Annotated in this window: 33 protein-coding genes and 2 pseudogenes; 30 read left to right on the forward strand and 5 right to left on the reverse strand. The window is 42.7% G+C overall.

What is annotated here, in order from left to right; all coding sequences use genetic code 11:
• Positions 1 to 5: 5 nt before the first annotated feature.
• From yihA to ACKI4H_RS07400, 5 genes and pseudogenes are all read right to left on the reverse strand, one after another.
• On the reverse strand, positions 6 to 866 hold the full coding sequence (yihA, locus tag ACKI4H_RS07380; protein ID WP_407304827.1) for a ribosome biogenesis GTP-binding protein YihA/YsxC: 861 nt from the start codon (positions 864 to 866) through the stop codon (positions 6 to 8).
• A gap of 101 nt (positions 867 to 967) precedes the next feature.
• The gene (locus tag ACKI4H_RS07385) at positions 968 to 1,411 is read right to left on the reverse strand and encodes an RrF2 family transcriptional regulator (protein WP_407304829.1); all 444 of its coding nucleotides are present in this window, start codon (positions 1,409 to 1,411) and stop codon (positions 968 to 970) included.
• Between the two features lie 94 nt (positions 1,412 to 1,505).
• Positions 1,506 to 2,270, reverse strand: coding sequence for a globin domain-containing protein (locus tag ACKI4H_RS07390; protein WP_407304832.1), 765 nt, complete (start codon positions 2,268 to 2,270; stop codon positions 1,506 to 1,508).
• Positions 2,271 to 2,412: 142 nt separating this feature from the next.
• Positions 2,413 to 3,933 (reverse strand): annotated as a pseudogene (locus tag ACKI4H_RS07395) (helicase HerA-like domain-containing protein).
• Between the two features lie 33 nt (positions 3,934 to 3,966).
• Complete coding sequence (locus ACKI4H_RS07400) at positions 3,967 to 5,169, reverse strand: PLP-dependent transferase (RefSeq protein ID WP_407304833.1); 1,203 nt, start codon at positions 5,167 to 5,169, stop codon at positions 3,967 to 3,969.
• A gap of 158 nt (positions 5,170 to 5,327) precedes the next feature.
• Between ACKI4H_RS07400 and ACKI4H_RS07405 the strand changes: the two genes are divergently transcribed.
• The 30 genes and pseudogenes from ACKI4H_RS07405 to ACKI4H_RS07550 all read left to right on the forward strand — a co-directional run bounded on the left by ACKI4H_RS07405 (position 5,328) and on the right by ACKI4H_RS07550 (position 21,573).
• Entirely contained in the window at positions 5,328 to 6,065 is a 738-nt protein-coding gene (locus ACKI4H_RS07405) for a type 1 glutamine amidotransferase (protein WP_407304834.1), read from the forward strand.
• Positions 6,066 to 6,324: 259 nt separating this feature from the next.
• Complete coding sequence (gene rpsJ / locus ACKI4H_RS07410) at positions 6,325 to 6,636, forward strand: 30S ribosomal protein S10 (RefSeq protein ID WP_000070912.1); 312 nt, start codon at positions 6,325 to 6,327, stop codon at positions 6,634 to 6,636.
• 60 nt (positions 6,637 to 6,696) lie between these two features.
• Positions 6,697 to 7,335, forward strand: coding sequence for a 50S ribosomal protein L3 (gene rplC / locus ACKI4H_RS07415; protein ID WP_131383311.1), 639 nt, complete (start codon positions 6,697 to 6,699; stop codon positions 7,333 to 7,335).
• A gap of 11 nt (positions 7,336 to 7,346) precedes the next feature.
• Positions 7,347 to 7,949, forward strand: coding sequence for a 50S ribosomal protein L4 (gene rplD / locus ACKI4H_RS07420; protein ID WP_131291433.1), 603 nt, complete (start codon positions 7,347 to 7,349; stop codon positions 7,947 to 7,949).
• Positions 7,946 to 8,266, forward strand: a complete 321-nt coding sequence (gene rplW / locus ACKI4H_RS07425; protein WP_131383310.1) for a 50S ribosomal protein L23 — start codon at positions 7,946 to 7,948, stop codon at positions 8,264 to 8,266. Before rplD ends, rplW begins: the two co-directional genes overlap by 4 nt.
• Before the next feature lie 11 nt (positions 8,267 to 8,277).
• Positions 8,278 to 9,102, forward strand: coding sequence for a 50S ribosomal protein L2 (gene rplB, locus ACKI4H_RS07430; protein WP_131291429.1), 825 nt, complete (start codon positions 8,278 to 8,280; stop codon positions 9,100 to 9,102).
• A gap of 19 nt (positions 9,103 to 9,121) precedes the next feature.
• On the forward strand, positions 9,122 to 9,397 hold the full coding sequence (gene rpsS, locus ACKI4H_RS07435) for a 30S ribosomal protein S19 (protein WP_004281508.1): 276 nt from the start codon (positions 9,122 to 9,124) through the stop codon (positions 9,395 to 9,397).
• A 9-nt stretch (positions 9,398 to 9,406) separates the two neighbouring features.
• Positions 9,407 to 9,736, forward strand: a complete 330-nt coding sequence (gene rplV, locus ACKI4H_RS07440; protein WP_131383309.1) for a 50S ribosomal protein L22 — start codon at positions 9,407 to 9,409, stop codon at positions 9,734 to 9,736.
• A gap of 1 nt (position 9,737) precedes the next feature.
• Positions 9,738 to 10,554: pseudogene (gene rpsC / locus ACKI4H_RS07445) on the forward strand (30S ribosomal protein S3).
• On the forward strand, positions 10,494 to 10,907 hold the full coding sequence (gene rplP, locus ACKI4H_RS07450) for a 50S ribosomal protein L16 (protein WP_067726649.1): 414 nt from the start codon (positions 10,494 to 10,496) through the stop codon (positions 10,905 to 10,907). The pseudogene rpsC and the gene rplP overlap by 61 nt, the downstream one beginning before the upstream one ends.
• On the forward strand, positions 10,907 to 11,104 hold the full coding sequence (gene rpmC, locus ACKI4H_RS07455; RefSeq protein ID WP_005012982.1) for a 50S ribosomal protein L29: 198 nt from the start codon (positions 10,907 to 10,909) through the stop codon (positions 11,102 to 11,104). Before rplP ends, rpmC begins: the two co-directional genes overlap by 1 nt.
• Positions 11,101 to 11,358, forward strand: coding sequence for a 30S ribosomal protein S17 (rpsQ, locus tag ACKI4H_RS07460; protein ID WP_131269173.1), 258 nt, complete (start codon positions 11,101 to 11,103; stop codon positions 11,356 to 11,358). The genes rpmC and rpsQ overlap by 4 nt, the downstream gene beginning before the upstream one ends.
• Positions 11,359 to 11,450: 92 nt before the next feature.
• Complete coding sequence (gene rplN / locus ACKI4H_RS07465) at positions 11,451 to 11,819, forward strand: 50S ribosomal protein L14 (RefSeq protein ID WP_004650480.1); 369 nt, start codon at positions 11,451 to 11,453, stop codon at positions 11,817 to 11,819.
• A 9-nt stretch (positions 11,820 to 11,828) separates the two neighbouring features.
• The gene (gene rplX, locus ACKI4H_RS07470) at positions 11,829 to 12,149 is read left to right on the forward strand and encodes a 50S ribosomal protein L24 (protein ID WP_131383307.1); all 321 of its coding nucleotides are present in this window, start codon (positions 11,829 to 11,831) and stop codon (positions 12,147 to 12,149) included.
• 16 nt (positions 12,150 to 12,165) lie between these two features.
• Positions 12,166 to 12,702, forward strand: a complete 537-nt coding sequence (gene rplE, locus ACKI4H_RS07475; protein WP_067726643.1) for a 50S ribosomal protein L5 — start codon at positions 12,166 to 12,168, stop codon at positions 12,700 to 12,702.
• Between the two features lie 9 nt (positions 12,703 to 12,711).
• Positions 12,712 to 13,017, forward strand: coding sequence for a 30S ribosomal protein S14 (gene rpsN / locus ACKI4H_RS07480; RefSeq protein ID WP_407304837.1), 306 nt, complete (start codon positions 12,712 to 12,714; stop codon positions 13,015 to 13,017).
• A 12-nt stretch (positions 13,018 to 13,029) separates the two neighbouring features.
• Positions 13,030 to 13,425 (forward strand): 30S ribosomal protein S8, encoded by a 396-nt coding sequence (gene rpsH, locus ACKI4H_RS07485; RefSeq protein ID WP_407304838.1) that lies wholly within the window; start codon positions 13,030 to 13,032, stop codon positions 13,423 to 13,425.
• A 13-nt stretch (positions 13,426 to 13,438) separates the two neighbouring features.
• The gene (gene rplF / locus ACKI4H_RS07490; protein ID WP_067868556.1) at positions 13,439 to 13,972 is read left to right on the forward strand and encodes a 50S ribosomal protein L6; all 534 of its coding nucleotides are present in this window, start codon (positions 13,439 to 13,441) and stop codon (positions 13,970 to 13,972) included.
• A 14-nt stretch (positions 13,973 to 13,986) separates the two neighbouring features.
• Positions 13,987 to 14,337, forward strand: coding sequence for a 50S ribosomal protein L18 (gene rplR / locus ACKI4H_RS07495; RefSeq protein ID WP_004281497.1), 351 nt, complete (start codon positions 13,987 to 13,989; stop codon positions 14,335 to 14,337).
• A 2-nt stretch (positions 14,338 to 14,339) separates the two neighbouring features.
• Positions 14,340 to 14,837: a 30S ribosomal protein S5 gene (rpsE, locus tag ACKI4H_RS07500; protein ID WP_067726635.1), complete on the forward strand. Its 498-nt coding sequence runs from the start codon at positions 14,340 to 14,342 to the stop codon at positions 14,835 to 14,837.
• A 6-nt stretch (positions 14,838 to 14,843) separates the two neighbouring features.
• The gene (gene rpmD / locus ACKI4H_RS07505) at positions 14,844 to 15,020 is read left to right on the forward strand and encodes a 50S ribosomal protein L30 (protein ID WP_067726633.1); all 177 of its coding nucleotides are present in this window, start codon (positions 14,844 to 14,846) and stop codon (positions 15,018 to 15,020) included.
• 3 nt (positions 15,021 to 15,023) lie between these two features.
• Positions 15,024 to 15,464, forward strand: a complete 441-nt coding sequence (gene rplO / locus ACKI4H_RS07510) for a 50S ribosomal protein L15 (RefSeq protein WP_067726631.1) — start codon at positions 15,024 to 15,026, stop codon at positions 15,462 to 15,464.
• A 45-nt stretch (positions 15,465 to 15,509) separates the two neighbouring features.
• Complete coding sequence (gene secY / locus ACKI4H_RS07515; RefSeq protein WP_171542884.1) at positions 15,510 to 16,829, forward strand: preprotein translocase subunit SecY; 1,320 nt, start codon at positions 15,510 to 15,512, stop codon at positions 16,827 to 16,829.
• A gap of 19 nt (positions 16,830 to 16,848) precedes the next feature.
• The gene (gene rpmJ, locus ACKI4H_RS07520; protein ID WP_000867907.1) at positions 16,849 to 16,965 is read left to right on the forward strand and encodes a 50S ribosomal protein L36; all 117 of its coding nucleotides are present in this window, start codon (positions 16,849 to 16,851) and stop codon (positions 16,963 to 16,965) included.
• A 106-nt stretch (positions 16,966 to 17,071) separates the two neighbouring features.
• Positions 17,072 to 17,428, forward strand: a complete 357-nt coding sequence (rpsM, locus tag ACKI4H_RS07525) for a 30S ribosomal protein S13 (RefSeq protein ID WP_053579520.1) — start codon at positions 17,072 to 17,074, stop codon at positions 17,426 to 17,428.
• 19 nt (positions 17,429 to 17,447) lie between these two features.
• Positions 17,448 to 17,834, forward strand: coding sequence for a 30S ribosomal protein S11 (gene rpsK / locus ACKI4H_RS07530; RefSeq protein WP_001040166.1), 387 nt, complete (start codon positions 17,448 to 17,450; stop codon positions 17,832 to 17,834).
• 12 nt (positions 17,835 to 17,846) lie between these two features.
• Positions 17,847 to 18,470: a 30S ribosomal protein S4 gene (gene rpsD / locus ACKI4H_RS07535; protein ID WP_067726624.1), complete on the forward strand. Its 624-nt coding sequence runs from the start codon at positions 17,847 to 17,849 to the stop codon at positions 18,468 to 18,470.
• Between the two features lie 18 nt (positions 18,471 to 18,488).
• Positions 18,489 to 19,496 carry a DNA-directed RNA polymerase subunit alpha gene (locus ACKI4H_RS07540; protein WP_004650465.1) on the forward strand — a complete coding sequence of 336 codons (1,008 nt, stop codon included), beginning with the start codon at positions 18,489 to 18,491 and terminating at the stop codon, positions 19,494 to 19,496.
• Between the two features lie 18 nt (positions 19,497 to 19,514).
• Positions 19,515 to 19,880 (forward strand): 50S ribosomal protein L17, encoded by a 366-nt coding sequence (rplQ, locus tag ACKI4H_RS07545; protein ID WP_067726622.1) that lies wholly within the window; start codon positions 19,515 to 19,517, stop codon positions 19,878 to 19,880.
• Between the two features lie 202 nt (positions 19,881 to 20,082).
• On the forward strand, positions 20,083 to 21,573 hold the full coding sequence (locus ACKI4H_RS07550; protein WP_407304840.1) for a flavin-containing monooxygenase: 1,491 nt from the start codon (positions 20,083 to 20,085) through the stop codon (positions 21,571 to 21,573).
• Positions 21,574 to 21,630 lie beyond the last annotated feature (57 nt).

Raw genomic sequence — 21,630 nt, forward strand, 5'->3', positions numbered from 1 at the left:
GGGTATTAGTCAGCTTGTCGGCTTTCATCGGTGGCATCTTCAGCAATTTCAATTTCTGCCTCATCATCTGCATCCATCGATTCTAAAGGTTCCTCAATATCGCTGGCATTCACTTCCGGAATGTTGTCTAAATCAAATTTGGTTGATTGGTCCAAGGTGAAATTCAGACGCCCACCCATGACACTGGCAAGTTCTTCCAAACCTTGTTTGTTCATTGATGAGAACAATTGAATGGAGAAGTCCAGTTTCATTTTTTTCAATGCCGCTTTAACTTCCTGAAGTACTTTAGAGGCGGGACCGCGGTTGAGTTTATCTGATTTAGTTAACAGGACATGGACAAATAAATGACGTGAATATGCCCATTCCAGCATCATCACATCAAAGTGTTGCAGCGGATGGCGAATATCCATGAGGAGCACCAAGCCTTGTAAGCTTTGGCGATGAATCAGATAATTTTCCAGTTCTTTTTGCCAAACAATTTTCATGGCTTCAGGTACGGCTGCATAACCATAACCCGGTAAATCGACCAGACGCTGATCTGGATTACCCAAGCTGAAAAAGTTGATCATCTGGGTACGACCCGGCTTTTTCGATGCACGTGCCAATTGTTTCTGATTGGTTAGGGCATTGATGGCACTGGATTTACCGGCATTTGAACGGCCGGCAAAAGCAATTTCATAACCTGTGTCTTCTACACACAGGCTGAGCTTTGGCGCACTCATCAAGAATTCGGCTTGGCGTAACCAGTTGAGTGAACGCACGGAATATTCAGTAATGGCAGAATCAACTTTTTTCTCATAGCTGATCTTTTGCTTAGGCGCATTGGCTGTCTTACTGTTTTTGGATTTTCCTCTGCTGTGGTGCATAACTCAACTTCAATAAATGATCTACAAAGAAACATTATAGAGGAAGTCTTCTAGGCAAGCGACCTTTGCATTTTGAAAGCTGGAAAACTTCGGTGGGTGATTTAAAGATTAATCAGCGTAATGGGGGAGGATGTTGCAACTTTTGCGGAACTGTTGGTATCCAGTACATCACCTAAACAATAGTGATCCAGAGATTGATAAAAATGCTCAAGTGCTTGATCTAAAATACCTTTAAGGCCACAGTGGCTGCGCAGTACGCAGGGCGGAGTATTGCATTCCACAATCTGGTTATTTCCTTGCAGGATACGCACAATTTGACCCAGATTTAAATTTAAAGTTTTTGCATTTAAGCGAATCCCACCGCCTTTTCCGCGTGTGGTAATGATCCAATCCTGTTTTCCTATGAAATGGACAATTTTTACCAGATGATTTTGAGAGACATGCAAATCTTGTGCGATTTCTGCAATGGTATACGGGATGTCTCTGGGTCTAGAGATGTACATCAATAGACGCAAGGCATAATCAGTAAATTTATTGAGTTGCATAGGGTCTTTAAAATGTGGGGAAGATGAATAGCGTAGCGTGAAAGTCCCTCGAAGGGAACTTTCAATAACAAACAATTAATGACTTATTAAGTATTTAGCCTTTAACTGGTGCAGAAACCTGAACCAGATCGCCTGCTTTATAGTTTTCTAGCAAGATGTTGGCAACAGAATATTCTGTATGGTTTTCTTCAGGTTTTACATCAAAAGTAAACTGATCTGCGGATTGGCCTTCAGCAAAAGTAAATTGTTGCGGCTGTTGAAGGTCATGTCCAGGCACTTGAACCTTAACGGAAATATAGCTGCCTGTTTCAGCAGCAACGACCGGTTTGCCATCTTGTGCTTTTAAAGTAAAGCGTTTACCGGCATCGGTTGCTTCAACTGCAGTTATTTCAAAGCTACGCCATCCAGCCCACCCCCCATTTTGTGCAGCCAAACTTTCATATTTCTGTTTTTCTACCCCAGCCAAGATGCCTGCCAATTGCATATAGGCTTCTTTCCAGGCAGCAATCAGGTCAGATTCAAAAGGTACATTTAAAACTTCGCTGATAGAGTGCAACAGGTTGTCACCCACAATGGCATAATGATCAGGCTGGATATCCAGACTCACATGTTTGGTTGTAATGTGCTCAATTGCTTTAGCCAATACACTCGGGTTTTCAATATGTTCTGCATAAGCCAATACTGCAGCAGCCAAGGCGCGTGGCTGACGACCGGTACTTTGGTGATCTAAGTTAAAGACATTTTTTAATTCTGGATTGTTGTTCAGCATGCGTTTATAGAAATAGCTGGTTAGTGCGACACCATTTTCCCGAAGTATAGGGACAGTTGATTTAACAAGTTCGATATGTTGTGGGGTCATGGCTAGAACATCTTTTGTCGTGGCTATAAGATATATTTAAAATACATCTTATAAAAAATATTGTAAATACATTGTTTTAAAAAAACCATAAAAAAATATGGAATATCTCATCATGTTGGAAATCTTGATAGACTAAAAAGTGCTATTTTCTGCCAAAGAGAGAACCGAGCAAACCACGGACAATTTTCTGTCTGGGACTGCTACTTAAACTGCGTGCCGCACTTTTGGTAAACGTCCCAACTATGTTCTGAGTCATTTTTTCGCGTTGTTTTGATGCGCACTCTGCTTCTTTCTGCTGTTCGTGAGCAATATGTTGCTAAGGCTTCTTGCTGTTTTGCGGTTTTCTCGGCAATGGCTTGTTGCTGATGCTATGCGACTTTTTGCCGCAACATTTCATAGGCACTTTCGCGGTCAATAGGTTGCTCATAAGCCCCAGCAACAATACTTTGATTCATTAATATCTTACGCTCATCGGCGCTAATTGGACTAAATGAAGAGTAGGGCGGCATCACCCAGCTCCGTTGTACAATTTATGGAATACCTTGTTCATCCAGACAGTTAATTAAGGCTTCACCGACACCCAGTTCGGTAATGGCTTGATCGACTTTAAATTCAGGGTTGGCCCGAAAGGTATCGGCTGCTGTTTTTACCGCTTTTTGATCTTTTGGAGTGAAGGTACGCAAGGTATGTTGGACTTTATTGCCGAGTTGTCCTAAAACGCTTTCATGCAGATCGAGTGGATTCTGGGTCACAAAGTAAATGCCGACCCCCCTTTGGAGCGAATTAAACGCACCACCTGTTCAATTTTTTCCTCTAGCGCTGCGCTGGCATTATCAAATAACACGTGTGCTTCATTGAAGAAGAACACCAGTTTGGGCTTATCCATATCGCCCACTTCAGGCAATTGTTCAAAGAGTTCCCATAACATCCAAAGCAAGAAGTGGTGTAAAGTTTAGGTGTATTCATCAGCTTGTCTGCAGCAAGCAAATTGATATTGCCCCGTCCTTGGCTGTCAGTTTGAATGAAATCTAGAATATTTAAACTCGGCTCACCAAAAAACTGATCGCCACCTTGGTCTGCAAGCGCTAATAAATTACGTTGAATGGGGCCTAAACTGGTAGGGAAAAGGTTGTCGTATTCCGCCAGAAATTCTGCAGCATGTTCAGAAACATAAGCGAGGATTAATTTTAAATTCTTAAAATTAATCCGCAGTAAACCCTGATCATCGGCAATCCGGAAAACTGCCGAAAGTACCCCTTCCTAGGTATCATTCAGATTGAACATTTGTGCTAATAATAACGCACCAATCTCTGAAACCGTAGTACGAATCGGATGACCTTGTTGGCCAAACAAATCCCAAAACACCACGGGTGATCCCGCAAAAGGAATCGCATCAATATTTAAGACTTTAAGGCGTTCCTCAAATTTAGCATTGCTTGAGTCTGCTTTGGCTAGACTGGAAACATCACCTTTGGTATCGGCTAAACTAAAAATACGAGTACACCAATGCGGGAAAAGTTTTCTGCAAGGACTTTTAAGGTCACTGTTTTACCTGTTCCGGTTGCACCTGTAATTAGGCCATGAGGGTTGGCAACTGTGAATGTAAAACAATCTCTTGGTCTGTATTTGAGGTTTTCTTGGCAATAACGATAGGTGTACCCATATCTATTCCTGTTTTACGTTCTTGTATCTTCAGTTATTCGAGTTGTGGGGTATTCAATTGTTTTAATGCATTTTCTATATCTTGAATCAAATCTGCTGGATGTTCCAGTCCGATACAAAAACGAACCAATAATCCTGGCTGTAAATGTGCATGCTCAAGTACACGCATCTCTTTTAAGTTGTATAGCATGACCAGGCTGACAGAACCACCCCAGCTAAAACCAAGCTTAAACAGTTCTAATGCATCACAGAATTTGCGGATATCTGCAAGCGTATATTCAGGTTTAAAAATAACACTCACCAAACCTGCACTTTGACCTGTAGGGCAAACTTGCTTCCAGTAATCATGTCCAGCAGATGATTCATCGGCAGGATGTAGCACCTGGACAAATTCTTTTTGTTGTTTTAGCCAGCCTAGCAGTTTTAAAGTGCTGTGTGATTGATGGGTATAACGAATTTGCATGGATGCTAAACTACGCTGAACCTGAGCGGCATCATCCCCTGAAATGGAAATACCTTGAATGGCGTGCATACGAAACAGTTTGTGATGTAGGTTTTTATCACGTGTCACCACCGAACCCATCAAGATATCACCTCCACCACTTGGATATTTCGTCAGCGCATGCACGGTCAGATCAACACTTAAATGCTGATCAGAAAAATCAAAGGCATCAAAGGCAAGGCCTGCCCCCCAGGTATTATCCAGTGCAGTCAAGACATTGGCTTGTTTGGCTTTATTCACCAACTCTACCAAGTTTGGAAATTCTAAAGTCACAGAACCTGCAGCCTCTAGCCAAATCAGTTTGGCTTTATTTGTGGGCTGGAAACTCTCAACATCTATTGCATTGTAAACCTTAACGGTTATGCCATAACGCGTTTCCAGATTGCGCAAATGTTCCATGTTTGGACCATAGATATTATCTGCAACCCAAACTTCATCTCCATGCGCCAAAAAGCATGAATTCACCAGGTTGATGGCGGACAAGCCACTCGGTGCCAACAGGCAATATTTCCCACCTTCAATCTGGGCGATGTTGTCACCTAATGTGAAAGTGGTTGGGGTACCGTGGGTACCATAACTATAGTCATAGTCATCTGTCCAATGGCGATTAAACAGGGCATCGGTGTTCTCAAAAATAATGGTCGATGCACGAAACAGGGGAGGTTGAACCGTAGGAATGTATTGTGGAGCTTTTCGTGGTGCATGAATTAGTTCTGTTTGTAGATTTTTTTTCAAGGTTCTGCCCTAAATCGTATCAAAATTAGCTTTAGCTTAAGAGAAACGCGCAGATTAGGCTATATAAATGCCCAAATGTATAGAAACGTTAATCTGCACATAAAGTTGGCTTCATTTTTGCTAAACCTATATTAGAGCACAACAATAGGTGGGAGCGAATGAAGTCGCATTTAAAAGTACATTATTTTCAGCATATTGCTGGTGAAGGGTTCGGTAGTTGCCATACATTTTTAAAACAGCATCATGCTAAAATTACCGCAACGGAGTTCTTTGCATTACCTGTAGACCGTCCTTTGGATATAGAGGCTTTGCCGCATGTGGAAGATGTGGATTTACTCATTATTATGGGGGGCACGATGAGCGTAAACGATGAAGCGAATTATCCCTGGTTAACCGTTGAAAAACGTTGGTTACGACGTTATTTATCGATGGGGAAACCTGCAATCGGTTTGTGTTTGGGGGGGCAGCTTATTGCGAATGCACTGGGTGGAGCAGTCCGCCGCAATGAAAAACAAGAACTCGGCTGGACGGTAGTACGTAAAGTTAATCATGTACCTGAAGCGTGTTTTGAGTTGCCGGCACAATTTAATGTGATGCAATGGCATAGCGAAACCTTTGAAATTCCCAAAGGAGCAATTCATCTGGCGGAAAATGATGTTTGTCGAAACCAGATGTACCAAATCGGAAAAAATGTCTTGGGATTCCAGTTTCATCCAGAAATCACCCCAGAAACATTGAAGCTATTTTTAGAAAATGATGAAGAGCTAGTAAATTTTTCCGGAGAGCATGTTCAATCTGAACAACAATTAAAAAATTCGCCAAAAAATAATTTTATTCAAGGAAATCAAATATTAAAACAAGCAATAGAGTATGTTTTACATAAAACTGCAAGTTGATTTATTTTTAAACAATGTTGCAAATTCATGAGCTGAGAAAGATGCTAAAAAGTTGAAAAGAGATTTGCTTAAGCGTTAAACAATAGCTATAATGAGCGGCCCCTTAATAAAAGGGGTTAACTACGAATAAAGTAGTTAATATCGTGACAGTCGTGGCATCGATCATGACCTTAGTGATTTTCACTGCCTTTGACACTTACCAATAGGGTGAGATGCGTCAGAGGTGATTCTTTATATTTTTGGCTTGGAGTTTACTGGTATGTCTAACCAGAGAATCCGTATCCGTTTGAAGTCTTTTGATCATCGTCTGATTGATCAATCTGCTCAAGAGATCGTAGAAACAGCAAAACGTACTGGCGCACAAGTTTGTGGTCCTATTCCGATGCCTACACGCATCGAACGTTTTAACGTTCTAACTTCACCGCACGTTAATAAAGACGCGCGTGATCAGTATGAAATCCGCACTTACAAGCGTTTGATCGATATCGTTCAACCAACAGACAAAACTGTTGATGCGTTGATGAAATTGGATCTTGCAGCTGGTGTTGATGTTCAGATCGCATTGGGTTAAGGCTTTCGGGTTAATTAACACTCTAAGTTAATTAAGCCGCTTTTTTAGAGGTTTATGCACATGGCTATTGGTTTAGTCGGTCGCAAGTGCGGTATGACACGTATCTTTACAGATGCTGGTGTTTCTGTACCTGTTACGGTGATTGAGGTTGATCCTAACCGCATCACTCAAATCAAAACGCTTGAAACTGATGGTTATCAAGCAATTCAAATCACTACTGGTGAACGTCGCGAATCTCGCGTAACTAACGCTCAGAAAGGTCACTTCGCTAAAGCGGGTGTTGCTGCTGGTCGTCTGGTTAAAGAATTCCGCGTTACAGAAGCTGATCTTGAAGGTCGTGAAGTTGGTGGAACTATCGGTGTTGACTTGTTTACAGTTGGTCAAGTAATTGACGTAACTGGTCAGTCTAAAGGTAAAGGTTTCCAAGGTGGTGTTAAGCGTTGGAACTTCCGTACTCAAGACGCTACCCATGGTAACTCATTGTCTCACCGTGCTGTAGGTTCTACAGGTCAAAACCAGACTCCTGGTCGCGTGTTCAAAGGCAAAAAAATGCCTGGTCACTTAGGTGATGATCGCGTAACAGTACAGGGTCTTGAAGTTGTATCTATCGACATGGAACGTTCAATTCTTGTTGTTAAAGGTGCAATCCCTGGTTCAACTGGTGGCGACGTTATCGTTCGTCCAACGATCAAGGCCTGAGGGGAAATATTGTGAATTTAAATACTGTTTCCGGCTCTGCTGTTGAATTGTCTGAAGTTGCTTTCGGACGTGAGTTTAACGAAGCTCTTGTACACCAAGTTGTTACAGCTTACTTAGCTGGTGGTCGTCAAGGTTCTAAAGCTCAAAAATCACGTGGCGATGTATCTGGCGGTGGTAAAAAACCATTCCGTCAAAAAGGTACTGGCCGTGCGCGTGCTGGTTCTATTCGTAGCCCAATCTGGGTTGGTGGTGGTAAAACTTTTGCTGCCCGTCCACAAGATTGGTCTCAAAAAGTTAACCGTAAAATGTACCGCGGTGCTATGCAATGCATCTTAGCTGAACTTGTTCGTCAAGATCGCTTGGTATTGGTTGAAGAGTTTGCTGTTGCTGCTCCTAAAACTAAAGAATTGCTTGCTAAACTTAACGACTTAAATGCTGTTCGCGCATTAATCGTTACGGATGCTGTAGATGAGAATCTATATCTTGCTGCACGTAACCTTCCGCATGTAGATGTGGTTGATGCTGCTGCAATTGATCCTGTTAGCTTGATCGCGTTCGACAAAGTTGTTATGTCTGTAGCTGCTGCTAAGAAAATTGAGGTAGAACTCGGATGAACAACGAACGTATCTATCAAGTCCTACAAGGACCTGTATTCTCAGAAAAAGCACAAGTTCTAGGTGAAGCTGCTGGTGTTCAAGTTTTTAAAGTTGCTATTAACGCAACTAAACTTGAAATCAAAAAAGCAGTGGAACAACTCTTTGGTGTTCAAGTTGTTAAAGTTAACACAACGATCACTAAAGGTAAGACTAAACGCTTTGGTAAAACATTAGGACGTCGTTCTGATGTTAAAAAAGCATACGTCACCCTGAAAGCTGGCCAAGATGTTGAAATGGCTGACTTGGGCGATACCGCTGAAAGCGCAGCGGAATAAGGACGAGAATTATGCCTATTCAAAAATGTAAGCCAACGTCACCAGGACGTCGCTTTGTAGAGAAAGTCGTTCACGACCATCTTCACAAAGGCGCACCTTATGCACCGTTGGTTGAAGCTAAAAAACGTACTGGTGGTCGTAACAATAACGGTCACATTACGACTCGTCACGTTGGTGGCGGTCATAAGCAGCACTACCGTTTAGTTGACTTTAAACGTAACAAAGATGGTATCCCTGCGACTGTAGAGCGTATCGAATACGATCCTAACCGTACTGCACACATTGCTTTGGTTTTGTATGCTGATGGTGAGCGTCGTTATATCATCGCTCCTAAAGGTTTGCGTGCTGGTGATAAAGTACAATCTGGTAACGATGCTCCAATTCGTCCAGGTAACTGCTTACCACTTCGTAACATGCCTATCGGTTCTACTCTTCACAACATCGAACTTAAAATCGGTAAAGGCGCGCAATTAGCTCGTTCAGCTGGTACTTCTGTTCAGTTGTTGGGTCGTGACGGTTCTTACGCAATTGTTCGTCTACGTTCTGGCGAAATGCGTAAAATTCACGTTGAATGCCGTGCTGTACTTGGTGAAGTTTCTAACCAGGAAAGCAACCTTCGTTCACTCGGTAAAGCGGGTGCTTCACGCTGGCGTGGCGTTCGTCCTACCGTACGTGGTATGGCTATGAACCCAGTTGACCATCCACATGGTGGTGGTGAAGGGCGTAATAAAGGTATTCAACCTGTAAGCCCATGGGGTCAAAAAGCTAAGGGGTACAAAACACGTACCAACAAGCGTACGACTAAGATGATCATTCGCGACCGTCGCGTTAAGTAACAAGTAAAGGAATCTGACAATGCCTCGTTCTCTGAAAAAAGGCCCATTCGTCGATGCGCACTTGTTCGCTAAGGTTGAAGCGGCTATCGCGGCTAATAACCGTAAGCCGATCAAAACTTGGTCGCGTCGTTCGATGATACTCCCAGATTTTGTTGGTTTAACAATTTCTGTTCATAATGGTCGTAACCATGTTCCGGTAATCGTATCTGAACATATGGTTGGTCATAAACTCGGTGAATTCGCGCCAACTCGTACCTATCGTGGTCACGGTGTTGACAAGAAATCTAAACGTTAAGGTGCTATGATGGAAGTTACTGCTAAATTACGCGGTGCCGCTATCTCGGCACAAAAAGCACGTTTGGTTGCAGATTTGATTCGTGGCAAATCTATTGCTCACGCTTTAAACATCTTGAACTTCAGCAATAAAAAAGCTGCAGTTTTAGTGAAAAAAGCGTTGGAATCTGCAATTGCAAACGCTGAACATAATAACAGTTTAGATGTAGACGACCTTAAAGTTGCTACGATTTACGTTGATGAAGGTGTAAGCCTTAAACGTATTATGCCACGTGCTAAAGGCCGTGCAGATCGTATCACTAAGCGTACTTGTCACATCACCGTTAAGGTAGGGGTTTGATATGGGTCAGAAGGTTCATCCAATCGGTATCCGCCTAGGTGTTGTGAAACGTCATAACGCTAACTGGTATGCGAGTCCGAAACAATACGCTGAATATTTGCTTAAAGATCTTCAAGTTCGTGAGTTTTTAACTAAAAAACTTAAAAACGCGATGGTCAGCAAAATTCTTATCGAACGTCCTACAGGCGCTGCTAAAATTACAATTAGCACTGCTCGTCCAGGTATCGTAATCGGTAAAAAAGGCGAAGATATTGAGAAATTACAACGCGAATTAACATCTATTATGGGTGTTCCTGCGCAAGTAAGCATCAACGAAATCGATCGCCCAGACTTAGACGCTCGTCTAGTTGCTGAAGCTATCGCTTCTCAATTGGAAAAACGTGTAATGTTCCGTCGTGCTATGAAGCGTGCGGTTCAGAACTCTATGCGTGCTGGTGCTAAAGGTATCAAAGTTGAAGTTTCTGGTCGTTTAGGTGGTGCAGAGATTGCCCGTACTGAATGGTATCGTGAAGGTCGTGTACCTTTGCATACACTTCGTGCTGACATCGATTACTCATCTGTACGTGCTGAAACTACTTACGGTACGATTGGTGTTAAAGTTTGGGTATTCCGTGGCGAGATCTTAGGTGGCATGAAACAAGTCATGAACCCTGCTCCTGCTGAAGAACGTCCAGCTAAACGCGGTCGCGGTCGTGGTGAAGGTCAAGAGCGTCGTGGTCGTCGCAATGATCGTTCTGCTGAAAAAGGAGAATAATCCATGTTGCAACCTAAACGTACTAAGTTCCGTAAGGTACAAAAAGGCCGTAACACTGGTCTAGCGCATCGTGGTAGCACTGTATCTTTCGGTACTATCGCACTTAAATCTCTCGAGCGTGGTCAAATGACTGCTCGTCAAATTGAAGCTGCGCGTCGTACAATTAGCCGTCGTGTAAAACGTGGTGGTAAGATCTTTATCCGTGTTTTCCCAGACAAACCAATTACTGAAAAACCATTAGAAGTTCGTATGGGTAAAGGTAAAGGTTCTGTGGAATACTGGGTTTGCCAAATCAAACCAGGTAAGATCTTGTACGAAATGGATGGTGTTAGCGAAGAATTGGCACGTGAAGCGTTTACGCTTGCAGCTGCTAAGCTTCCGTTTAAAACCACTATCGTTACTAAGACGGTGATGTAATGAAAACTAATGATCTACGTGAAAAATCGGTAGAAGAGTTGACAGCTTTGCTTGATGAGCAACAGCTTAACCAATTCCGTCTTCGTATGGCTAAAGCAACTGGTCAATTGGGTAAATCGCATGAAGTTGCGCTTACTCGTAAGACTATTGCTCGTATTAAGACACTCCTTACCGAAAAACAGGGGAACGGACAATGAGTGAACAAACAGTTCGCACGTTAACCGGCAAGGTCGTAAGCGACAAAATGGACAAGTCTATTGTTGTGCTTATTGAACGCCGCGTTCAACACCCGTTGTATGGCAAATTAATCCGCCGTTCAACTAAATTACACGCTCATGATGAGAACAATGTTGCTAAAACCGGCGACTTGGTAACCATTAAAGAAAGCCGCCCAATTTCTAAAACTAAAGCTTGGGCTTTAGTGGAAGTTATTGAAGCTGCTGCTGAGTAATTAGACGTTCTTGTTGCATCATCGGTTAATTTCGAGTACTCTTTGAGCCTTTCGAAATTGTAACCGGTGATGCTCGGTTTTGGAGTAGGGCAATGATTCAAACCGAAAGTATGCTCGACGTAGCAGACAACAGTGGTGCTCGCCGCGTACAATGTATTAAAGTACTTGGTGGTTCACACCGTCGTTATGCTTCTGTTGGCGATATTATTAAAGTTACTGTAAAAGAAGCTATTCCTCGCGGTCGTGTTAAAAAAGGCGACGTGATGAATGCTGTGGTTGTACGTACGAAATTCGGTGTACGTCGTCCGGATGGTTCTATCATCCGTTTTGATGACAATGCTGCTGTGATTTTGAACAACAACAAAGCGCCGATTGCAACTCGTATTTTCGGACCAGTGACTCGTGAACTTCGTACTGAACAGTTCATGAAAATCATTTCATTGGCTCCTGAAGTTCTATAAGAGGCACTCATGGCTAAGATTAAAAAAGGCGATCAAATTATTGTGATCGCAGGTAAAGAAAAAGGCAAACAGGGAACTGTTCTGTCTGTTTCAAATGACCGTGTTAAGGTTGAAGGCCTTAACTTGGTGAAGAAGCATCAAAAGCCGAACCGAGCTACTGGCGCTGAAGGCAGCATCGTAACTCAGGAAGCTACGCTTCATATCTCAAACGTGGCAGTTTTTAATGCTACAACCCAAAAGGCTGACCGTGTTGGTTACCAATTTGATGCTGAAGGCGCGAAAATTCGCGTATTCAAATCAAATGGTGAATCAGTGGCGGTAGCGAAGTAATAGGTTGATATAGGCCATGGCCAGACTTAAAACACGTTACAATGAAGAACTTAAAGCTCAATTGTTAGAAACATTGGGCGTTAAGAATGTGATGGAAATTCCACGCATTACAAAAATCACCATCAACATGGGTGTTGGTGCTGCATCAGCTGACAAGAAATTGTTAGACGGCGCTCTTTCTGATATGCAAGCAATTGCTGGTCAAAAACCAGTACTTACTTTAGCTCGCAAATCTATCGCTGGTTTTAAAATCCGTGATGGTTGGCCGATCGGTTGTAAAGTTACTTTACGCGGCGAACGTATGTACGAATTCTTAGACCGTTTGATCTCTATTGCGATCCCTCGTATCCGTGACTTCCGTGGTTTTTCTGCGAAATCATTTGACGGCCGTGGGAACTACTCAATGGGTTTGAAGGAACAGATTATGTTCCCTGAAATCGATTTTGATAAGATTGATCGTATTCGTGGTATGGATATTACCGTTACTACGACTGCTCGCACCGATGACGAAGGCCGTGCGCTATTGCGTGCATTCGGCTTCCCGTTTAAATAAGAGGTCGATATGGCTAAGAAAGGTATGATTAATCGCGAATTGAAACGCGAAAAGACTGTTGCTAAATACGCTGCAAAACGTGCTGAATTAAAAGCTATTATTGCAAATGTAAATGCATCAGACGAAGAACGTTTCGAAGCGATGATGAAATTTCAGGCATTACCACGTAATGCGTCTCCAGTACGTCTTCGTAACCGTTGTGGTTTAACTGGTCGTCCTCATGGTTACTTCCGTAAGTTCGGCCTAAGCCGTAACAAATTACGTGAAACTGTCATGCAAGGTGATGTACCGGGCATGGTTAAGGCAAGCTGGTAAGGAGCGACTATAATGAGTATGCAAGATACCGTTGCCGACATGCTAACCCGTGTTCGTAACGCACAAATGGCGAAGAAACAAACTGTTTCTATGCCTAACTCTAAGTTGAAGGTTGCTATTGCTAACGTTCTTCAACAAGAGGGTTACATTTCTGACGTAGAAGTTGCTGATGCTGAAGGCAAACCAACTTTAACAATTACGTTAAAATATTTTGAAGGCAAACCAGTTATCGAAACTGTGAAACGCGTAAGCCGTCCAGGTCTACGCCAGTATCGCGGTAAAGATGCACTTCCAAGCGTTAAGCAAGGTTTAGGTATTGCAATTGTTTCTACAAGCAAAGGCATCATGACTGATCGCGCAGCACGTTCTGCTGGTATCGGTGGTGAAGTTATTGCTTTTGTTTCTTAATAGGTGAATCCTCATGTCTCGTGTGGCTAAAGCCCCAGTAACTGTGCCTAACGGTGTTACAGTTACTCAGAACGGCCGGCAGGTCGAAGTGAAAGGCAATAAAGGTACATTGTCTTTCAACCTGCATGCGCTGGTCGAGCTAAAACAGGAAGAAGGTCAGCTTCATATTGCTCCAGTTAAAGAATCTAAAGATTCGTGGATGCAAGCTGGTACTGCTCGCGCTGTTCTTAACAACCTTGTGAAAGGTGTTAACGAAGGTTTCGAACGTAAGTTACAACTAATCGGTGTTGGTTATAAAGCTGCGGTTAAAGGTGATGTTGTTCATCTTAACCTAGGTTTTTCACATCCTATCGATTATAAACTTCCTGAAGGTGTAACTGCTGAAACTCCAACTGCTACTGAAATCGTTTTGAAATCAGCAAGCAAACATATGTTGGGTCAAGTAGCTGCAGATATCCGTTCATATCGTGAACCAGAGCCTTATAAAGGTAAAGGTGTTCGTTATTCGGATGAAGTTGTTCTTCGTAAAGAAGCTAAGAAGAAATAGGGCGCGAGGTTCTTATGAACGAAAAGAAACAATCCCGTTTGCGTCGTGCGAAAAGCACACGCTTGCACATCCGTGCATTGGGTGCGACTCGCTTGTGTGTAAACCGCACTCCGCGTCACATCTATGCTCAAGTTATTTCAGCAGATGGTGGCAAAGTTTTAGCGCAAGCTTCAACTTTAGATGCTACTTTACGTGCTGGCACAACTGGTAACGTTGAAGCAGCTCAAAAAGTAGGTGCTTTAATCGCAGAACGTGCTAAAGCAGCTGGTGTAACAAAAGTTGCATTTGACCGTTCTGGTTTTAAATATCATGGTCGTATCAAAGCCTTGGCTGATGCTGCTCGTGAAAACGGCTTGGAGTTCTAATCATGGCTAAAGTTGAACAAAACGAAGGTCTTGTTGAAAAGCTGGTTGCCGTTGATCGTGTAGCCAAAGTTGTTAAGGGTGGTCGTATCTTCTCTTTCACAGCATTAACTGTTGTGGGTGATGGTAATGGTCGCGTAGGTTTTGGTCGTGGTAAAGCACGTGAAGTTCCAGCTGCTATTTCTAAGGCACTTGAAGCTGCACGTCGTAACATGATTACTGTTGATCTTGTTAACGGTACTGTACAACACCCTATTAATGCTCGTCACGGTGCAAGCCGCGTTTACATGCAGCCTGCTTCTGAAGGTACTGGTGTAATTGCTGGTGGTGCTATGCGTGCAGTTCTAGAAGCTGTTGGCGTACATAACGTATTGACAAAATGCTATGGTTCTACAAATGCTGCTAACGTAGTTAACGCAACTTTTAAAGGTTTGCGTGATATGACTTCTCCTGAGAAAGTCGCTGCGAAACGTGGTCTTTCAGTAGCACAAATTCAAGGGTAATCAATCATGAAAACGATTAAAGTTACCCAGACTAAATCTTCATCGCATCGCTTGAAAAATCACAAGCTTAGCCTGCAAGGTTTAGGTCTGCGTCGTATTGGTCATACAGTAGAAGTTGTTGATACTCCTTCTAACCGCGGTATGATCAACCAAGTCTACTATATGGTTAGTGTAGAGGAATAAGCCATGACTCTGCGTTTAAATACTATTGCACCTGCAGAAGGTGCTAAACGTGACAACCTTCGTCTAGGCCGTGGTATCGGTTCTGGTGTTGGTAAGACCGGTGGCCGTGGTGTCAAAGGTCAGAACTCACGTAAGAGCGGTGGTACTCGTCCAGGATTTGAAGGTGGTCAAACTGCGTTATATCGTCGTTTGCCTAAATTCGGTTTTACTAGCCAACTCGCTTTAAAAACTGCTGAAGTACGTTTATCAGAGCTTGCTAAAGTTGAGGGTGATATTGTTTCACTTGAAACTTTGAAAGCCGCGAATGTTGTACGTAGAGATATGACTCGTGCTCGTATCGTACTTTCTGGTGATATTACTCGTGCATTCACTATTCAAGGTGTTGCATTGACTAAAGGCGCTAAAGCTGCTGTTGAAGCTGCTGGCGGCAAAGTCGAGGAGTAATCGCTAGTGTCTATGTCTCCTAGTTCTTCAGGTCATGTCAACATGATGAAAGGGCAGCCATTTCATGTGAAATATCGTGAAATTATTCGCCGAATGATGTTCCTTATTGGTGCATTAATGGTCTTTCGACTAGGAGCACATATTCCAGTACCAGGCATTAATAATGCTGCACTTGAAAATCTTTTTAATGCAAACTCGGGAACAATCCTGGGTTTGTTTAACATGTTTTCAGGTGGTGCATTAGAGCGGATGTCAATTCTTGCCTTAGGGATCATGCCTTACATTTCTGCTTCAATTATTGTGCAGTTAATGTCTACGGTTGTTCCTTCGCTGGAAGCTTTAAAGAAAGAAGGCGAACAAGGTAAGCGTAAGATAAATCAATATACGCGACAAGGTACATTGTTGCTTGCACTTGTGCAGTCTGTCGGGATGTGTGCAGGACTTATTAGTCAAGGGATCACTTTGACTGGAGGCTTGGCATTTTACATTCCTGCGGTGACTTCACTGGTCGCGGGTACCATGTTCTTGATGTGGTTGGGTGAACAGATTACTGAACGTGGAGTTGGGAATGGTATATCCATGATCATCTTCGCCGGTATTGTTGCGGGATTGCCGAATTTAATTATGCAATCTCTATCATCCGTGGATAATGGTCAAACCAGTCTTATTGGCTTGGTAATCTTTGGCTTGCTTTCCATTGGTGTATTGGCTGCGATTGTGTTTATTGAAAAAGCACAACGTCGCATACCAGTCAACTATGCTCAAAAACAACAAGGCCGTCGTGTATTTACTGCACAACAGACACATTTGCCATTAAAAATTAATATGGCGGGTGTGATTCCGGCAATTTTTGCCAGTTCATTGCTTTTGTTCCCTGCGAGCTTAGGTCAGTGGGTGGGTAGTGCTGATCCTAGTGCAGGAATTATCAAACGTAGCTTGCAAGATTTGGCGCTCGTGTTGTCTCCTGGACAGCCGTTGTATTTGGTGCTCTTTGGTGCGTTAATTATCTTTTTCTGTTATTTCTATACTGCGCTAGTATTTAGCCCTAAAGAAGTGTCAGAGAACTTGAAACGCAGCGGAGCTTATGTGCCTGGTATTCGTCCAGGTGAGCAAACTGCTCGTTACTTAGATCATATTCTCAATCGTTTGACCTTTATTGGCGCGATTTATATCACAGTGATTTGTTTAATGCCGATGGTATTACAGAGCTCATTTGGTATTCCATTCTCTTTGGGTGGTACCTCTTTGCTGATCGTTGTGGTAGTCGTGATGGACTTTATGGCTCAGCTACAAGCACATCTCACCTCGCATCAATACGATAATCAAACGTTAATGAGAAAAACGACTGCTCATCCTAAGGGATAAGCGCACTTGAGGTTTCATCATGAAAGTACAAGCTTCTGTTAAAAAAATTTGTGGTAGCTGTAAAGTTATCCGTCGTAATGGGGTTATCCGCGTGATTTGTAGCGCAGAACCTCGTCATAAACAGCGTCAAGGTTAATCTAATCAAGACCTGTTGATTTCAGTAGGCGAATTGGGTTAATATCCGCCCCTCAAGGTTTTTGTCGGGCGGTTGATTATCTCTACTGCCTTTTTGGAGAAAGTGAATGGCTCGTATTGCCGGTGTAAACATTCCGGATAACAAGCATGCTGTTATCTCCCTCACGTATATCTTTGGTATCGGTCGCCACACTGCTAAGAACATCTTAGCTGCTGTAGGTATTCCAACTACTACTAAGATCCGTGAATTGGATGATGCTCAGCTTGATGCGATTCGTGCAGAAATTACTAAGGTTCCGACCGAAGGTGATTTACGTCGCGAAATTTCCATGAACATTAAACGTTTAATGGATTTAGGCTGCTACCGTGGTCTTCGTCATCGTCGCAGCTTGCCTGTCCGTGGACAACGCACCAAAACTAACGCACGTACCCGTAAAGGTCCGCGCAAACCTATTAAGAAATAAGATTTCTGGAAGCTAAAAGATGGCTAAAGATACTCGCACACGCAAGAAGGTCACTCGTACCGTCTCTGAAGGTGTTGCACACATTCACGCTTCTTTTAATAACACCATTGTTACTATTACCGATCGTCAAGGTAATGCATTGGCTTGGGCCACTTCAGGTGGACAAGGCTTCCGTGGATCACGTAAATCAACTCCGTTCGCTGCTCAGGTAGCTGCTGAAGTTGCTGGTAAAGCTGCTTTAGATTACGGTTTGAAAAACTTGGACGTCCTTGTAAAAGGTCCTGGTCCTGGTCGTGAATCTGCGGTTCGTGCTTTAGGTGCAGTGGGTTATAAAATTAACAGCATTACCGATGTGACGCCAATCCCGCACAACGGTTGTCGTCCACCTAAAAAACGTCGCGTGTAAGGAGAAACATTCATGGCTCGTTATATTGGTCCAAAATGCAAACTCTCTCGCCGCGAAGGGACAGACCTGCAACTTAAATCAGGCGTTAAACCGTTTGACGTTAAGACAAAAAAACATGCGAAAGCTCCTGGCCAACATGGTCAAAGCCGCGCAAAACAATCTGAGTACTCACTACAATTACGTGAAAAACAAAAAGTACGTCGTACGTATGGTGTGTTAGAACGTCAATTTAGTAATTACTATAAAGAAGCTGCTCGTGTTAAAGGCGCAACAGGTGAAAACTTGTTGAAATTGCTTGAAAGCCGTCTGGATAACGTTGTTTATCGCATGGGTTTTGGTTCTACACGTGCAGAAGCTCGTCAGCTTGTATCTCACCGTTCAATCACTTTAAATGGTCGTCGCGTTAATATCGCTTCAATCCAAGTTAAAGCGGGTGACGTGGTTGCAGTTCACGAAGGTGCTAAACAACAATTGCGTATTAAAGGCGCAATCGAGTTAGCTACTCAACGTGGTATTCCTTCTTGGATGGAAGTTGACCATTCTAAATTGGAAGGTACGTTTAAAGCTGCACCGGATCGTTCTGATTTACCTGCTGAAATCAACGAAAGCTTGATTGTAGAATTGTATTCTAAATAATCCCTTGAGGTAGCAATAATGACGCGTACTGCAAATGAGTTTCTAACTCCGCAAGCGATCAAGGTCGAAGCGGCTAGCGGGACCTCGGCAAAAGTGATTCTAGAACCCTTAGAGCGTGGCTTTGGTCATACTTTGGGTAATGCTTTACGTCGTATCCTTCTTTCTTCTTTACCTGGCGCTGCTGTGGTTGAAGTTGAAATAGAAGGGGTTGAGCACGAGTACAGTACCTTGGAAGGCTTGCAGCAGGACATCGTCGAGCTCTTGCTGAACCTAAAAGGATTGTCGATTAAGCTGTTCGATCAAAACGAAGCATATTTGACATTAGAAAAACAAGGTCCTGGCGACGTAACAGCCGCTGATCTTCGTTTACCTCATAATGTTGAAGTGGTAAACCCTGAGCATTTGATCGGCACGTTAAGTGCTTCAGGCTCATTAAAAATGCGCCTGAAAGTTTCTCAAGGCCGTGGCTACGAGACTTCTGACTCACGTTTCCCAGAAGGCGAAACTCGCCCAGTGGGTCGTTTACAGTTAGATGCTTCTTATAGCCCGATCAAACGCGTGTCTTACACAGTTGAAAATGCTCGTGTAGAACAACGTACTGACCTTGATAAATTGATCATTGATCTTGAAACCAATGGTACAGTTGATCCAGAAGAAGCGATCCGCAAAGCGGCAACAATCTTGCAACAACAAATTGCAATTTTTGTTGATCTTCAGAAAGATCAAGCTCCTGTTGCTCAAGAGCCTCGCGAAGAAGTGGATCCAATCTTGCTTCGTCCAGTAGATGATCTAGAGCTTACTGTTCGTTCTGCTAACTGTTTGAAAGCAGAAAATATTTACTACATCGGTGACTTGGTTCAACGTACTGAAGTTGAGTTGTTAAAAACTCCTAACTTAGGTAAAAAATCGTTAACTGAAATCAAAGATGTTCTGGCGTCGAAAGGCTTGCAATTGGGCATGCGTTTAGAGAACTGGCCACCGGCTAGCCTCCGCATGGACGATCGCTTTGCTTATCGTAGCCGTTAATTAAGTAGGACTATCACCATGCGTCATCGTAATAGTGGTGTGAAATTAGGCCGTACAAGCAGTCATCGTAAAGCGATGTTCCAAAACATGGCTAATTCTTTGTTCGAACATGAGTTAATTAAAACTACTGTTCCTAAAGCAAAAGAATTACGTCGTGTTGCTGAGCCTTTAATCACTTTAGCTAAAGTCGATTCTGTAGCAAACCGTCGTTTGGCGTTTGCTCGTACTCGTTCAGCTGCAACTGTAGGTAAATTATTTACAGTTCTTGGCCCTCGTTACAAAGAACGTAACGGCGGCTATCTACGTGTTCTTAAAGCGGGCTTCCGTGCAGGTGATGCTGCACCGATGGCTTATGTTGAGCTAGTAGATCGCGAAGTTAAATAATTTCGCAAAAGAACTTCAGTTGTTCGAAAAAGACCGGTGTTTCACCGGTCTTTTTTTATGCCTGATTATTTTTCATAGTTGGATAATTTTAGATTTTGGTCTGAACTGATATATTTTTTGTCAGATTTATTGAAACTTGACATTGTGTATTGTCAGAATTATGGTTTAATAAAATAAAGTTCAACAAGGTTATAAAAAGAATATGGAAAAGCACATTGATATTTTGATTGTGGGCGCAGGTATTTCAGGTATTGGTCTTGCTGCACATCTTTCAAAAAATTGTCCACAACGTCAATTTGATATTATTGAACGTCGTGAAAGTTTCGGTGGAACATGGGATTTATTTAAATATCCCGGAATTCGTTCGGACTCTGATATGTCGACCTTTGGCTTTAACTTTAAGCCGTGGCAAAAAGCCAATGTCCTCGCAGATGGGGCATCCATTAAAGGTTATTTGTCTGAAGTCGTGGATGAATACCAATTAAAAAACAAAATTCATTTTAAGCATCGTGTGCTAGCTGCCAATTATGATTCTTCAATCAGTAAGTGGGTGGTACAAATTGAAGATGCAAATCAGAAACAACAGACCTGGATTGCTAATTTTGTACTAGGCTGTACGGGTTATTATAACTATGACCAAGGTTTCCAACCGGATTTTCCAAATCAGCAGGCATTTAAAGGACAATTGATTCATCCACAATTTTGGCCGGATCATTTAGATTATGCGGACAAAAAAGTGGTGATTATTGGTAGTGGTGCAACCGCCATTACACTGGTTCCAGCCTTGGCGAAAGGGGGAGCAGCGCACGTTACCATGCTGCAGCGTTCTCCAACTTATATCGCTTCTGTTCCATCGATTGATTTTGTATATGACAAAATGCGTAAGGTCTTGCCTGAAGCCCTTGCTTACAAGCTGACGCGTGCACGGAATATCGGGATGCAACGTGGAATTTATGCACTTGCGCAAAAACAGCCGAAATTACTGCGTAAACTGTTACTCAAATCCATTGAGATGCAGCTCAAGGGTAAAGTGGATATGAAGCACTTTACACCTTCTTATAATCCATGGGATCAACGTCTATGTGTGGTACCTGATGGGGACTTATTCAAGATTTTACGCTCAGGCAAGGCGAGTGTAGAAACAGATCAAATTGAGAAGTTTACTGAAACGGGTATTCAGCTGAAATCAGGTCAGCATTTGGATGCTGATATTATTGTTTCGGCAACAGGTTTGCAGATTCAAATTCTAGGTGGTATTAAAGCGACCATTGACGGAAAACCTATGGATACTTCTAAACATATGTTGTATCAGGGGATTATGGTCAGTGATGTACCAAATATGGCCATGATCATTGGTTATATCAACGCGTCCTGGACACTTAAAGTTGATATTGCGGCTGATTATATTTGTCGTCTGATTAATTATATGGACAAGAACGGCTATGACCAGGTGATTGCTCAGGGTGATCAGACCGAATTGATGGAAGATACTGTGATGGGTAGCTTATCTTCAGGTTATATCGCCCGTGCAGCGGATGTCATGCCGAAACAAGGTAAACATGCGCCTTGGAATGTGACCAATAATTATCTGGCTGATCGTAAAACATTAAAAAATGCCAGATTTGAGGATAGTGTACTGAAATTTCAGAAGCGTAATACACAAGTTTCATCCAAGCCTAAATTAGTTTCTTAATTAAAAACGTTATATAAAAAAGGAGTCTTAGAGACTCCTTTTTTAATTTTTTAATTT

The organism is Acinetobacter sp. (genome assembly GCF_045628685.1).
Taxonomy (GTDB): Bacteria; Pseudomonadota; Gammaproteobacteria; order Pseudomonadales; family Moraxellaceae; genus Acinetobacter.